Source organism: Streptomyces luteolus (genome assembly GCF_029968015.1).
GTDB classification, from domain to species: Bacteria; Actinomycetota; Actinomycetes; order Streptomycetales; family Streptomycetaceae; genus Streptomyces; species Streptomyces luteolus.
On sequence record NZ_JASCIS010000037.1, the window covers coordinates 12,271 to 25,748 of the forward strand.

A 13,478-nucleotide genomic window follows, 5' to 3' on the forward strand; every position below is an offset into this window, starting at 1 on the left:
GAGACGTGATGCACGCGCACGCCCTCGCCGCGAGCCTCGACGGCGCTCAGGGGTCCGCCCTCGCCGCGAGCCTCGACGGCGCCCACGGGCCCGCCCTCACCGCCCTCGCCGCGGCTCCCAACGAGACCGTCCTGACCGGCGCCCTCGTCCTGGCCCTGCCGATCGCCCTCCTCGCGGGCCTCGTCTCCTTCTTCTCGCCCTGCGTCCTGCCGCTCGTCCCCGGCTACCTCTCGTACGTCACGGGCGTCTCCGGCACCGACCTCGCCGAGGCCAAGCGGGGCCGGATGGCCGCCGGGGCCGGGCTGTTCGTGCTCGGCTTCACCGCGGTCTTCGTCTCCGGGGGCGCGCTCTTCGGCGGCATCGGGTACACGCTCCAGGAGCACCGCGAGGTCATCTCCAAGGTGCTCGGCGCGCTGACCATCGTGCTCGGGCTCTTCTTCATGGGCGCCATGCCGTTCCTGACGCAGCGCGAATTCCGCTTCCACAAGCGGCCGGTGTCCGGCCTGATCGGCGCGCCCATGCTCGGCGTGCTCTTCGGCATCGGCTGGACACCCTGCATCGGCCCGACCCTCACCGCCGTCACCACGCTCTCGTTGCAGGAGGCCAGCGCGGGCCGGGGCGCCATACTGACCCTGGCCTACTGCCTCGGCCTCGGCGTGCCGTTCATCCTGGCGGCGATCGCGTTCCGGCGGGCGCTCGGCGCGTTCGACTGGATCAAGCGGCACTACGTCTGGGTGATGCGGATCGGCGGCGGCATGCTCGTCGCCACCGGCCTGCTGCTCGTCACCGGCGTCTGGGACCACCTGGTGTCCCAGATGCAGTCCTGGACTTCCGGCTTCACCGTGGGGATCTGATCGTGAGCAAGACCGACACCGCAGCCGACGGCACCGAGCCCGCCCCGGCGGCCGAGGCCACCCGCGAGGGCGAGGCCACTCGCGAGGGCGAGGCCACCCGCGCGGGCGAGGCCACTCGCGCGGGCGAGGACTCGGACCTCGGCAGCGCCGGATCGCAGCTCAGCACCGCGCCCCAGGAGGACGCGGGTGGCGACGCCCCGAACCTGCCCGCGCTCGGCGTGATCGGCTGGGCCCGCTGGTTCTGGCGGCAGCTCACCTCGATGCGGGTCGCCCTGATCCTGCTCTTCATGCTGTCGCTCGGCGCGATCCCCGGCTCGCTGATCCCGCAGAACAGCGTCGACGAGCTCAAGGTGCAGGACTTCAAGGAAGCGCACACCACGCTCACGCCGATCTACGAGAAGCTCCAACTCTTCGACGTCTACAGCTCGGTGTGGTTCTCCGCGATCTACATCCTGCTGTTCATCTCCCTGATCGGCTGCATCGTCCCGCGCACCTGGCAGTTCGTCGGCCAGCTCCGCGGCCGCCCCCCGCGCGCCCCGCGCCGCCTCGACCGGCTGCCCGCGTACACGACGTGGCGCACCGGTGCCGAGCCCGAGCAGGTGCGCGAGGAGGCCCTGGCGCTGCTGAAGAAGCGCCGCTTCCGCGCCGACCTCGCCGGGGACGCCGTCGCCGCCGAGAAGGGCTATCTGCGCGAGGCCGGCAACCTGCTCTTCCACATCTCGCTGATCGTGCTGCTGATCGCCTTCGCCGTCGGCACGCTCTTCAAGTCCGAGGGCGGCAAGCTGATCACCGAGGGCGACGGATTCGCCAACACCCTTACGCAGTACGACGACTTCAAGTCCGGCAACCTCTTCGACAACGACAGCCTGGAACCGTTCAGCTTCACGCTCGACAGCTTCGAAGACACGTACGAGAAGAGCGGTCCCGAGAAGGGCACGCCGCGCATCTACAAGGCGCACGTCACCTACTCCGAGGGCGCCGACGGGCCGGAGAAGAAGAAGGCCGTCGAGGTCAACTCGCCGCTGGAGGTGAACGGCGCGAAGGTCCACCTCATCGGCCACGGCTACGCGCCCGTCGTCACCGTCAAGGACGGCCGCGGCGAGACCGTCTACCACGGTGCCGTGCCGATGCTGCCGATCGACTCCAACGTCACGTCGACCGGCGCCATCAAGGTCGCCGACGGCTACCGCGACAAGAACGGCAAGAAGGAGCAGCTCGGCTTCAACGCCTTCTTCGTGCCGACCTTCGCGGGCGCGGGCAAGGGCGAGATGTTCTCCCAGTTCCCGGCGCCCGATTACCCGGTGCTCGCGCTCTCCGCGTACCACGGCAGCCTCGGCGTGGACTCCGGGCTTCCGCAGAACGTGTACCAGCTGGACACCAAGAAGCTGAAGGAGTTCAAGGACGAGGACGGCCGGCTGTTCAAGCAGCGCATCCGGCCGGGCGAGACCATGACGCTCCCGAACGGCGCCGGCTCGATCACCTTCGAGAAGGACCTCAAGGAGTGGGCGTCCTTCCAGATCTCCCAGCAGCCCGGCAACGGCTGGGCGCTGATCGGCGCAGGTGCCGCCCTCGTCGGCCTGATCGGCTCGCTGTTCATCCAGCGCCGCCGCGTCTGGGTCCGTGCGGTGCGGCACGCCGACGGCACCACCGTCGTCGAGATGGCGGGCCTCGGCCGCAGCGAGTCCCCCAAGCTGCCCGAGGAGCTCGGCGACCTGGCCGGGCTGCTCTACGAACAGGCCCCGGGCGTACCCGAACCCGACCCGTCCGACCCCTCTGAAGCTGTTCCTGCCGAAGGGACCGAGAAGTGAATCTCGCCGCCGCCACCAACGAGAACCTGGCGAACATCAGCAACGTCCTGATTTATTCGTCGATGGCCGTCTACACCCTGGCCTTCCTCGCGCACATCGCCGAATGGACCTTCGGCAGCCGCAGCAAGGTCGGGCGCACCGCCGCCGCGCTCACCACGGAGAGCACCAGCGCCGCCGCCGTGCCCGCCGTCACCGTCAAGAAGGCCGGGGGCACGGCCGTACTGGAGCGCCCCAAGGTCGTCACGCGCACCGCGTCCGGCACCCGTGACGTGCCGGACGGCCCCGGCGCGCACGGCGGCACCGAGAAGGGCGACATGTACGGCCGGATCGCCGTGTCGCTCACGGTGCTCGGCTTCCTGGTCGAGGCGGGCGGTGTCGCGACCCGCGCGCTCTCCGTCATGCGCGCCCCCTGGGGCAACATGTACGAGTTCTCGATCACCTTCTCCACGGTGGCCGTCGGCGCGTACCTGCTGCTCCTCGCGCTGAAGAAGAACGTCCGCTGGATCGGCCTGATCCTGGTCACCACGGTCCTGCTCGACCTGGGCATCGCCACCAAGTGGCTCTACACCGACAGCGACCAGCTGGTCCCGGCCCTCGACTCGTACTGGCTGTGGATCCACGTCTCCACCGCCATCTTCTGCGGCGCGGTCTTCTACCTCGGCGCGGTCGGCACGCTGCTCTACCTGTTCCGCGACTCGTACGAGAGCAAGCTCCAGGGCGGCGGCACCCCCGGCACCTTCGCGAGCTCGGTCCTCTCCCGGCTGCCCTCGGCGGCGTCCCTGGACAAGTTCTCGTACCGCGTCAACGCCGCGGTCTTCCCGCTGTGGACGTTCACGATCATCGCGGGCGCGATCTGGGCGGGCGACGCCTGGGGCCGCTACTGGGGCTGGGACCCCAAGGAGGTCTGGTCGTTCGTCACGTGGATCGTGTACGCCTGCTACCTGCACGCCCGCGCGACGGCCGGCTGGAAGGGCCGCAAGGCCGCATACCTGGCCCTCTTCGCCTTCGCGACCTGGCTGTGGAACTACTACGGCGTCAACATCTTCATCACCGGCAAGCACTCCTACGCCGGCGTCTGACCTGCACGGGTGCGGATGTTCCGCAACCGGGCCAGGCTGGTGCCATGACCGCGACGATCGGACAGGGCACCAGCCGGACCGAGAACGGAATCCAGCACCTCCACTTCGAGCTGCACCTTCCGCATCCCGTCGAGCACGTCTGGCTCGCGGTGGCCAGTGCGCCGGGGCTGCGGCAGTGGCTCGCCGCCGCCGATGTCCTCGAACCGAGGCTCGGCGGCGCGGTGTCGCTGCGCTGGCTGAACCAGGAGGGCGCCGGGCACGCGGGCCGGGTCACGGCCTGGGACGTGGAGCGGATCGCGGAGTACACCCTGGACTCGCCGCACGGGCGGATGCGGTTCCATCTGGAGCCGGACGGTACGCGGGGGACGACCGTCCGCTTCACGAACGAGTTCCGCGGGGATGACGCGTCGCGCCTGGACCGCCTGGCGGGGTGGCACGATCACTTCGAGTATCTGGCGGAGGCGTTGGCGGGGCGTCCGGCGGAGTGGTCGCGCTGGACGCCTGACCGGTGGCGCAGGTTCCGGGATCTGTACGCGTCGCGCGGCTAGGGCTTTTTCTCCCCGCCCCGCCCCTTCCCGAAGTCCTGCCGGACGGGCCTCCTCAAACGCCGAGGGGCTGATTTTCAGCCCCTCCGGCGTTTGAGGAGCGGGGGTCCGGGGGCTGGCCCCCGAAGCGCCGTAGCTACTTGGACGGGCCCGACGAGCCGTCGTCCTCCTCCTCGTCCTCGCGCGGAGCGTCCTTCAGCGTCTGCAAGAACTCCGGGTTGTCGTCCGGCGCGATCCAGCCGCCGCGTGCCCGGGACGGGCGGCGCGCCGTGCGGTCGCGGCCGACGATCAGCCAGGAGATCGAGCCGACCAGCGGAAAGAGCAGCACGAGGATCGCCCAGAGCGGCTTGGGGACGTAGCGGACCTCCTGCTCATCGGTGGTGATGCAGTCGATGAACGCGTAGATGCTGAGTGCCAGCGGCACCAGGATCAGCAGCACCCGGAACATGAAGCCGTCCCCCTGCGTGTGGAGTGCCGGGGCCGGGTGACGGCCCCCGTGACAGGTCAAGCGTAGCGAGTAGCCGATACTGGTCCCTATGGCTTACGACGATCTTCGCTCCCTGCTCCGGGCGCTGGAGCGCGAGGGCGACCTGAAGCGCATCAAGGCCGAAGTCGACCCGTATCTGGAGGTCGGTGAGATCGTCGACCGGGTGAACAAGGCCGGCGGTCCCGCCCTGCTCTTCGAGAACGTGAAGGGCGCCTCGATGCCCCTCGCGATGAACGTGTACGGCACCGACCGCCGCCTGTTGAAGGCCCTCGGCCTCAAGTCGTACGCGGACATCAGCGACAAGATCGGCGGCCTGCTCAAGCCCGAGCTGCCGCAGGGGTTCGTCGGCATCCGCGAGGCCTTCGGCAAGCTCGGCGCGATGACCCACGTACCGCCGAAGAAGGTGAAGTCGGAGAACGCCCCCGTGCAGGAGGTCGTGCTCACCGGCGACGACGTGGACCTGGAGCAGCTGCCCGCGCTGTTCACCTGGCCCGAGGACGGCGGCTCGTTCTTCAACCTGGGCCTCACTCACACCAAGCACCCGGAGACGGGCGTGCGCAACCTCGGCCTGTACCGGCTGCAGCGCCACGACAAGCGCACGATCGGCATGCACTGGCAGATCCACAAGGACAGCCGCAACCACTACCAAGTCGCCGCCCAGCGGGGCGAGAAGCTGCCCATCGCGATCGCCTTCGGCTGCCCGCCGGCCGTGACGTACGCGTCCTCGGCGCCGCTCCCCGGTGACATGGACGAGTACATGCTGGCCGGGTTCATCCAGGGCAAGCGCGTCGAGATGGTCGACTGCAAGACGGTGCCGCTGCAGGTGCCGGCCAACGCCGAGGTCGTCATCGAGGGCTGGCTGGAGCCCGGTGAGATGCTGCCGGAGGGGCCGTTCGGCGACCACACCGGGTTCTACACGCCGCAGGAGCCGTTCCCCGCCCTCAAGATCGACTGCGTGACGATGCGGAAGCGCCCGCTCCTCCAGTCGATCGTGGTCGGCCGCCCGCCCACGGAGGACGGCCCGCTCGGCCGCGCCACGGAACGCTTCTTCCTCCCGCTCCTCAAGGTGATCGTCCCGGACATCGTGGACTACCACCTGCCGGAGTCCGGCGGCTTCCACAACTGCGCGATCGTCTCGATCGACAAGAAGTACCCGAAGCACGCGCAGAAGGTCATGCACGCCATCTGGGGCGCGCACATGATGTCCCTGACCAAGCTGATCGTCGTCGTGGACAAGGACTGCGACGTGCACGATCTGCACGAGGTCTCCTGGCGGGCGCTCGGCAACACCGACTACGCCCGCGACCTCACGGTCGTGGAGGGCCCGGTCGACCACCTCGACCACGCTTCGTACCAGCAGTTCTGGGGCGGCAAGGCGGGCATCGACGCCACGAAGAAGCTGCCCGAGGAGGGCTATACGCGCGACGGCGGATGGCCGGACATGGTCGAGTCCGACCCGCGCACGGCGGCCCTCGTGGACCGCCGCTGGAAGGAGTACGGACTCAAGTGAGCAGTGCCGCAGCAGCCGTCCCGCAGCCGGGGCGCACGAGGGCCTTCCTGCGTCTGGTCATGATCGAGCACTCGGTGTTCGCGCTGCCCTTCGCGTACATCGCCTCGCTGACCGCGATGTTCCAGCTCGACCGGAGCATCCACTGGGGCCGGCTGCTCCTGGTGACGATCGCGATGGTCGGCCTGCGTACGTTCGCGATGGCGGCGAACCGGATCATCGACCGCGAGATCGACGCCCGCAATCCGCGCACCGCCCACCGTGAGCTCGTCACCGGCGCGGTCTCGGTGAAGTCGGCGTGGACGGGTGCGCTGATCGCCCTGGTCGTGTTCCTGGGCGCCGCGGCCCTGCTCAACCCTCTGTGCCTGGCCCTGGCCCCCGTCGCGGTGATCCCGATGGTGGTCTATCCGTACGGCAAGAGGTTCACGAACTTCCCGCAGGCGATCCTCGGCCTGGCGCAGGCGATGGGCCCGGTCGGCGCGTGGCTCGCGATCACGGGTTCGTGGTCCTGGGACGCGGTGATCCTAGGCCTCGCCGTCGGCGTCTGGATCGGCGGGTTCGACCTGATCTACGCCTGCCAGGACGTGGAGACGGACCGCGAGGCCGGCGTGCTGTCGGTGCCGGCGCGCTTCGGCATCCCGGCGGCGATCCGGGGGGCGCGCGGGTGTCACCTGGTGACGACGGGCCTGTTCGCCTGGTACGCGCTGTCCACGGGGGCGGGCGTGTTCTTCTGGCTCGGCCTGGTGATCGTCGCGGTGGCGTTCCTGTACGAGCACACGATCGTGCGGCCCCATGATCTGTCCCGCCTGAACCGGGCGTTCTTCCAGGTCAACGGGTTCATCGGGATCGCCCTGTTCGTGTGCGCGCTGATCGATCTGGTGGTGCGGGGGCTGGGGGTCTAGGCCAGCTTTTTTTCTCCCCATCCCGCCCCTTCCTGAAAGCTTGCAGCGGCTTCGGGGCTCCGCCCCGGACCCCGTATCGCGCTGAGGCGCTCGTCCTCAAACGCCGGACGGGCTGGATTCAGCCCCGAAGGGGCGGGTTTTTGAGGGGCGCGGGGAACTGCGCGACCAGCCACGACGGCGCTGCAGCCGAACGACAAGCGCCGCAGGCTTTCGGGAAGGGGCGGGGCGGGGAAAAGCGCCGCCTCAAGGCCCCGTGTACGTCGGGACGGAAGCTGGCGTATCCGGCCGCCTACGGCGGAAAACGATCGCCGCCAGCACCCCACCGACCAGCCCGAACAGATGCCCCTGCCAACTGACCCCCGCAGCCGTCGGCAGGACCCCCCAGAGGATCGAGCCGTACACCGCGAGGACAAGCACGCCGATCAGGACGTCGACCGCGCGGCGGTCCACGAAGCCGCGGACCAGGAGATAGCCGAAGAGGCCGAAGACGACACCGGACGCGCCGGCCGTCAGCGAGTGCGCGGGCGCGAAGAACCAGACGCCGAGGCCGCTGAACACCACGATCAGCGCGACGACGGCGCCGAAGCGGCGAAGACCGGAGAGCGCGGCCAGGAAGCCGAGCACGAGCAGCGGCACGCTGTTCGTCGCGACGTGGTCGAAGCCGAAGTGCAGGAACGCGGCCGGGACCACGTCCCACAGCTCGCCCGGGACGCGCGGCGTGATGCCGTACGCGTCGAGGGCGTGGCCGCTCGCCACGTCGATCACTTCGAGCACCCACAGCAGGGCGACCCAGGCCACCATCACGAAGGCGGCCGTCATGGCCCGCCGCCTGCCGGCCGACGGGCTCGAACGCTGCGGTGCGGGGTGTGCGTACGCCATGGGAATCGCCTCCTGGAACCGCCTGCTGCGAACCGCCTGCTGCGAACTGCCAGCTGTGAACCGCCTGCTGCGAACCGCCTCCTGTCCGCTCAACGCCCGGTGGGGTCTGCCCGGTTCCGGCCCTGCGGATAGGCTCGTGGCGTGCAGCCCGTACCCGAACACACCTCGCAGCGCCGACCCTGGGTGGTCGGTGTCTCCGGCGCGTCCGGCACGCCGTACGCCGCGGCCGTGCTGCGCGCTCTGCTCGCCGCGGGCGAGAGCGTGGACCTGGTCGTCAGCCGTGCCTCTCGGCTGACGCTGCTCGACGAGACGGGCATCTCGTTCCGCGACGCCCACTGGCAGGACGATCTCCGGGAGTGGCTGGCGCGCGGGGCGGACGGCAAGCCGGACGCGTACGCGCCGCTCGATGTGACGGACGTGCGGTACTGGGCGGCGGGCGACCTCGCCGCGGGCCCCTCGTCCGGCTCGTACCCGACGCGCGGGATGCTGATCGTGCCCGCGTCCACGGCCTGCGTGGCCGGGGTCGCGCTCGGGCTCTCGAAGGACCTGCTGCAGCGGACGGCGAGCGTGACGCTCAAGGAGGGGCGGAAGCTGGTCGTCGCCGTGCGGGAGACCCCGCTGAACGGCCAGACGCTCAAGGCTCTCGTGGCGCTCGACGAGGCGGGCGCGACCGTACTGCCCGCCTCACCGGCGTTCTACGCGGGGGCGACGCACATCCAGGACCTGGTGGACTTCGTCGCCGGGCGGGTCCTTGACGCGGCGGGGGTGCCGCACGGCCTGTACCGCCGCTGGGAAGGAGAGCTCGGTGGCGGCTCTCGGGAGGCCTAGGGCCGCCCGCCCTTCTCCTGGAATCTGAAAGATCTCCGGTGATCCGGTAAAAGAATCACAGGGGTGCGACCCTGTGTGCCTTAGATTGAGACACAAGGCACCGATACAGACGCAGACTCGTGGCATCGCTGAACAATGGAAGGCACCAGGCATATGGACGCGGTGGACAGGCAGCTCATCCAGGCCCTGAGGGAGAACGGCAGGGCCTCGTACGCCGAACTCGGCCGGCTCGTCGGCCTCTCCGGCCCCTCCGTCACCGACCGCATCAACCGCCTGGAGGCGGCGGGCGTGATCACGGGCTATCGCGCGACCGTCGACTCGGCCGCCCTCGGCCTGGGCGTGACCGCCCTGGTCGGCATCTCCCTGTCCGACGCCACGGACCACGAGGACGTGGCGCACCGCCTCAAGGACCTCAGCGAGATCGAGGACTGCTGGTTCATCGCGGGTGACGACTCGTACATGCTCAAGGTGCGCGTCGACGACGTGGACGGGCTGGAGAAGACCATCCGCCGGCTGAGCGGCACGAAGGGCGTCTCGCGCACCCGTACCACGATCGTGCTCTCCACCAAGTGGGAGAACCGGGTCGGGGAACTGCCCGAAGAGGTCTAGCAGTACGGTTGGCCGGAGTTGTCGTAGGGAGAGGTAAGGGCATGGACGCGGGACTCAAGCGGGACCTTGAGCAGAAGGTGCTGGCCGGTGAGCGGCTGTCCCGCGAGGACGGGATCGCTCTCTACGACTCCGACGACCTGGCCTGGCTCGGCAGCCTCGCCCACGAGGTGCGCACCCGCAAGAACGGCGAGGTGGTGCACTTCAACGTCAACCGGCACCTCAACATGACGAACGTGTGCACCGCGTCCTGCGCGTACTGCTCGTTCCAGCGCAAGCCGGGCGAGAAGGACGCGTACACGATGCGCATCGAGGAGGCGGTGAAGCTCGCCAAGGAGATGGAGGGCGAGAGCCTCACCGAGCTGCACATCGTCAACGGCCTGCACCCCAACCTGCCGTGGCGCTACTACCCGCGCTCGCTCAGCGAGTTGAAGAAGGCGCTGCCGAACGTCTCGCTGAAGGCCTTCACCGCCACCGAGATCCACCACTTCGAGACCATCTCCGGCATGCCCGCCTCCGAGATCCTCGACGAGCTGATCGACGCCGGTCTCGAATCGCTGACCGGCGGCGGCGCGGAGATCTTCGACTGGGAGGTCCGGCAGCACATCGTGGACCACGCCACCCACTGGGAGGACTGGTCGCGCATCCACCGGCTCGCGCACGAGAAGGGTCTGAAGACCCCGAGCACGATGCTGTACGGGCACATCGAGGAGCCCCGGCACCGGGTCGACCACGTGCTGCGGCTGCGTGAACTGCAGGACGAGACCGGCGGGTTCCAGGTCTTCATCCCGCTGCGCTACCAGCACGACTTCGTCGACATGCAGGACGGCAAGGTCCGCAACCGGCTGCAGGCGCGCACGCAGATGGCGACCGGCGCCGAGGCCCTGAAGACCTTCGCGGTCTCCCGCCTGCTCTTCGACAACGTCCCGCACGTCAAGGTCTTCTGGGTGATGCACGGCGTCCAGACCGCCCAACTCGCCCTGCAGCACGGCGCGGACGACATGGACGGCTCGGTCGTCGAGTACAAGATCACGCACGACGCCGACAACTACGGCACGCCCAACAAGCTCACCCGCGAGGACCTGCTCGACCTGATCCGCGACGCCGGCTTCCGCCCGGTCGAGCGGAACACCCGGTACGAGATCATCCGCGAGTACGAAGGCCCGGACCCGGAGCGCCGCGAGGCCCCGCAGCCGATGCGCTTCTGAGGCGGGCGCGTCATGCCACTGCGCTTCGTGTTCGAACCCCGGGTCGGTCCCGACCTCGGCCGGGACATCGTCCGGCTGTGGGCGGACGTCACCAACGCGGGCGGCGCCGTCGGCTTCGTCCCGCCGGTCACCGCGGAGTCCGTCCGGCCCGAGTGGCTGAAGCACCTGGAGTCGATGGCCGACGGCCGCACCCGGCTGCTCGTGGGGTATGACGACGACAACGCGGGCGCCGTCGCCGCGACGGCCTTCCTCGCCCTCAACTCGCACCGCCTGATGCGCCACTGGCTCTGGCTCTACACCGTGATGCTGCACCCCGCCCACCAGGGCAGGGGGTACGGCCGGGGCCTGATGGCCGCGGCCGCTGACGCGGCCCGCTCGCTCGACGGGATCGAGGGCATCCGCCTCACCTGCCGCGGCGGCGAGGGCCTGGAGCGGTTCTACGAGTCCTGCGGCTACAAGGAGGTCGGCCGGGTGCCGTCCGCGATCCGCGTCGCCCCGCACGATCTCCGGGACGACGTCACGATGTGGCTCCCGCTGCAGCACTGAGCCCGCTGCACTGAGCCCGCTGCACTGAGCCCGCTGCACTGAGCCCGCCGAGATTGAGCCCGCTGGGCTGATCCATTTGCGGGCGTGCTTCACTTGTCGGACACCCCGCAGACGTACGAGCAGAGAGAAGGCGAGCCGTGGCACCGAAGCCGAGCGCCACCGTCCGGTACACCGCGATGCGGCTTGGCATCTTCGCCGCCTGCTTCTTCGCGATCTGGGGACTCGTCTACCTCGGCGTGCTGCCGCGGGGTCTCGGCGACTCGAACCTGCTGTGGGTGCTCGTGCTCGCCATCGTCGTCTCCGCGCCGCTCAGCTTCGTACTGCTGCGCGGGCAGCGCGAGGAGATGTCCGTCCAGATCGTCGGCTCGGTCGACCGCGCGAAGACCAAGCTCGCGGAGAACCGAAGCATGGAGGACGGCGTGCGGGAGCTGTAGCGCGTACGTCGTCGAGAGCTGTAACTCTCGTCACAGACACGACGGCACCCCGGTGACCGAGCAGCCGCTCGGAGGCCGGGGTGCCTGCGTTTTCCCGCCTAATCCGGGGCGGATGGCTGGAAATCCTCCCCAAAGACACCCTTTGATGTTCTCAAAGTTCAAGTGTTAACGTGTTCGACATGAAGACAGCAGTCGCGCCCCGCACCGCCGTGAGCGATCCGCTCATGGCCACGAGCGTTCCGCTCGTCGCGCGCCTGCATGTCGACCTCTGCCGCTGCATGTCCGCGGCCTGTTGCCGCGTCTGAGCGACATCAATGCAGTGGCGCCGCGCAGTCCCTTCCGCGGCAGCCGCTCCACGCAAGTCACGCCATGCCGCACGCATGAGCACGTACGTCCCTGACCACGCGTCTTCACCGGAGTGTGTCCGTGTCCGCGAATTCCCCCGCCGCCACCGAGAAGCCGTCCGGCTTCCGCATACCCAAGGTCCCCTTCTGGGCCCAGATCGTCGCCGGTCTGGTCCTCGGTGTCCTGCTCGGCTGGCTGGCCCGGAGCCAGGACGTCTCCTGGCTCGTCACCACCCTCGACAAGGTCGGCACGATCTTCATCCAGCTGCTGAAGCTGGCCGTCGCGCCGCTCGTCTTCTTCGCCATCCTGGTGTCGATCACCAACCTGCGTAAGGTCAACAACGCCGCGCGACTGGCGACGCGCACCCTGCTCTGGTTCATGATCACCTCGCTGATCGCGGTGGTCATCGGCCTCGCCATCGGTCTGCTGACCAACCCCGGCGCCGGTACCGGCCTCACCCCCAAGGACGGCGCGAAGCCGGACAGCGCGGGCACCTGGCTGGACTTCCTCACCGGCATCATCCCGGCGAACGTGATCACGCCGTTCACAGAGCTGAACGTCCTGCAGATCGTCTTCATGGCCGCCGTCGCCGGTATCGCCATCCTGAAGATCGGCGAGAAGGCCAAGCCGATCCTGGACCTCAGTGAGTCGGTCCTGACGCTGCTGCAGAAGGCCCTGTGGTGGGTCATCAAGCTCTCCCCGATCGGCACCGTCGGCCTCATCGGCCACGCCATCGCCACGTACGGCTGGGACCTGATCGGCAAGTACGCGACCTTCACCGCGGACATCTACATCGGCTGCGCCCTGGTCCTCTTCGGCGTCTACCCGCTGCTGCTCGCGACCGTGGCCAAGGTCAACCCGCTGAAGTTCTTCAAGGGCGCCTGGCCCGCGATCCAGCTGGCCTTCGTCTCCCGCTCCTCGGTCGGCACCATGCCGATCACCCAGAAGGTCACCGAGCGCCTCGGCGTCCCGAAGGACTACACCTCCTTCGCCGTCCCGTTCGGCGCGACGACCAAGATGGACGGCTGCGCCGCGATCTACCCGGCGATCGCCGCGATCTTCGTCGCGCAGATCTTCGACGTGCAGATGGGCATCAAGGAGTACATCCTGATCGCCTTCGTCTCCGTCATCGGCTCCGCCGCCACCGCCGGTCTGACGGGCGCCACGGTCATGCTGACGCTGACCCTGTCGACGCTCGGCCTGCCGATGGAGGGCGTGGGCCTGCTCCTCGCCATCGACCCGATCCTCGACATGATGCGCACCGCCACCAACGTGGCCGGCCAGTCGGTCATCCCGATCCTGGTCGCGGCCCGGGAGAACATCCTGGACCGCAAGGCGTACGACAGCGCGTCGTCGTCGCTTACCGACGAGTCGGCCGACTCGGCGGAGGACTCGCGCGCGGTGCCGGTGCCTGCGTAACGCGGATGTCGCCACTGGCGTTGCCGCGCCC

General features: G+C 69.2%; 15 protein-coding genes. 13 read left to right on the plus strand and 2 right to left on the minus strand.

Annotated features, from left to right (window positions below; genetic code table 11):
• Positions 1 to 8: 8 nt before the first annotated feature.
• Genes QIT00_RS28550 through QIT00_RS28565 form a run of 4 tightly spaced genes read left to right on the plus strand, consistent with a single transcriptional unit; the run spans position 9 to position 4,289 of the window.
• Complete coding sequence (locus tag QIT00_RS28550; protein WP_282538305.1) at positions 9 to 854, plus strand: cytochrome c biogenesis CcdA family protein; 846 nt, start codon at positions 9 to 11, stop codon at positions 852 to 854.
• Between the two features lie 2 nt (positions 855 to 856).
• On the plus strand, positions 857 to 2,662 hold the full coding sequence (gene resB / locus QIT00_RS28555) for a cytochrome c biogenesis protein ResB (protein ID WP_282538306.1): 1,806 nt from the start codon (positions 857 to 859) through the stop codon (positions 2,660 to 2,662).
• On the plus strand, positions 2,659 to 3,741 hold the full coding sequence (ccsB, locus tag QIT00_RS28560) for a c-type cytochrome biogenesis protein CcsB (RefSeq protein ID WP_282538307.1): 1,083 nt from the start codon (positions 2,659 to 2,661) through the stop codon (positions 3,739 to 3,741). The genes resB and ccsB overlap by 4 nt, the downstream gene beginning before the upstream one ends.
• 44 nt (positions 3,742 to 3,785) lie before the next feature.
• Complete coding sequence (locus tag QIT00_RS28565) at positions 3,786 to 4,289, plus strand: SRPBCC domain-containing protein (RefSeq protein ID WP_282538308.1); 504 nt, start codon at positions 3,786 to 3,788, stop codon at positions 4,287 to 4,289.
• Between the two features lie 133 nt (positions 4,290 to 4,422).
• Here QIT00_RS28565 and QIT00_RS28570 read toward each other — a convergent pair whose 3' ends face one another.
• Positions 4,423 to 4,734, minus strand: a complete 312-nt coding sequence (locus QIT00_RS28570; protein ID WP_282538309.1) for a PLD nuclease N-terminal domain-containing protein — start codon at positions 4,732 to 4,734, stop codon at positions 4,423 to 4,425.
• 88 nt (positions 4,735 to 4,822) lie between these two features.
• Between QIT00_RS28570 and QIT00_RS28575 the strand changes: the two genes are divergently transcribed.
• Together QIT00_RS28575 and mqnP are read left to right on the plus strand one after the other, a co-directional pair.
• Entirely contained in the window at positions 4,823 to 6,283 is a 1,461-nt protein-coding gene (locus QIT00_RS28575) for a menaquinone biosynthesis decarboxylase (protein WP_282538310.1), read from the plus strand.
• Positions 6,280 to 7,182 carry a menaquinone biosynthesis prenyltransferase MqnP gene (gene mqnP, locus QIT00_RS28580; RefSeq protein WP_282538311.1) on the plus strand — a complete coding sequence of 301 codons (903 nt, stop codon included), beginning with the start codon at positions 6,280 to 6,282 and terminating at the stop codon, positions 7,180 to 7,182. The genes QIT00_RS28575 and mqnP overlap by 4 nt, the downstream gene beginning before the upstream one ends.
• Before the next feature lie 243 nt (positions 7,183 to 7,425).
• Here the strand turns inward: mqnP and QIT00_RS28585 are convergent, their stop codons facing one another.
• Entirely contained in the window at positions 7,426 to 8,061 is a 636-nt protein-coding gene (locus tag QIT00_RS28585; protein WP_282538312.1) for a rhomboid family intramembrane serine protease, read from the minus strand.
• Positions 8,062 to 8,202: 141 nt separating this feature from the next.
• On the opposite strand from QIT00_RS28585, the gene QIT00_RS28590 reads away from it, so the two are divergent.
• The 7 genes from QIT00_RS28590 (at position 8,203) to QIT00_RS28620 (ending at position 13,447) form a co-directional block, all read left to right on the plus strand.
• Positions 8,203 to 8,889: a UbiX family flavin prenyltransferase gene (locus QIT00_RS28590; protein WP_282538313.1), complete on the plus strand. Its 687-nt coding sequence runs from the start codon at positions 8,203 to 8,205 to the stop codon at positions 8,887 to 8,889.
• A gap of 153 nt (positions 8,890 to 9,042) precedes the next feature.
• The gene (locus QIT00_RS28595) at positions 9,043 to 9,498 is read left to right on the plus strand and encodes an Lrp/AsnC family transcriptional regulator (RefSeq protein WP_282538359.1); all 456 of its coding nucleotides are present in this window, start codon (positions 9,043 to 9,045) and stop codon (positions 9,496 to 9,498) included.
• 41 nt (positions 9,499 to 9,539) lie between these two features.
• Positions 9,540 to 10,703, plus strand: coding sequence for an aminofutalosine synthase MqnE (mqnE, locus tag QIT00_RS28600; RefSeq protein ID WP_282538314.1), 1,164 nt, complete (start codon positions 9,540 to 9,542; stop codon positions 10,701 to 10,703).
• A 12-nt stretch (positions 10,704 to 10,715) separates the two neighbouring features.
• Positions 10,716 to 11,249 (plus strand): GNAT family N-acetyltransferase, encoded by a 534-nt coding sequence (locus tag QIT00_RS28605; protein ID WP_282538315.1) that lies wholly within the window; start codon positions 10,716 to 10,718, stop codon positions 11,247 to 11,249.
• 176 nt (positions 11,250 to 11,425) lie between these two features.
• Positions 11,426 to 11,683 (plus strand): DUF4229 domain-containing protein, encoded by a 258-nt coding sequence (locus QIT00_RS28610; protein ID WP_408909875.1) that lies wholly within the window; start codon positions 11,426 to 11,428, stop codon positions 11,681 to 11,683.
• A 179-nt stretch (positions 11,684 to 11,862) separates the two neighbouring features.
• Complete coding sequence (locus QIT00_RS28615) at positions 11,863 to 11,988, plus strand: hypothetical protein (protein WP_282538317.1); 126 nt, start codon at positions 11,863 to 11,865, stop codon at positions 11,986 to 11,988.
• Between the two features lie 115 nt (positions 11,989 to 12,103).
• Positions 12,104 to 13,447, plus strand: coding sequence for a dicarboxylate/amino acid:cation symporter (locus tag QIT00_RS28620; protein WP_408909873.1), 1,344 nt, complete (start codon positions 12,104 to 12,106; stop codon positions 13,445 to 13,447).
• The last annotated feature ends 31 nt before the right edge of the window (positions 13,448 to 13,478 follow it).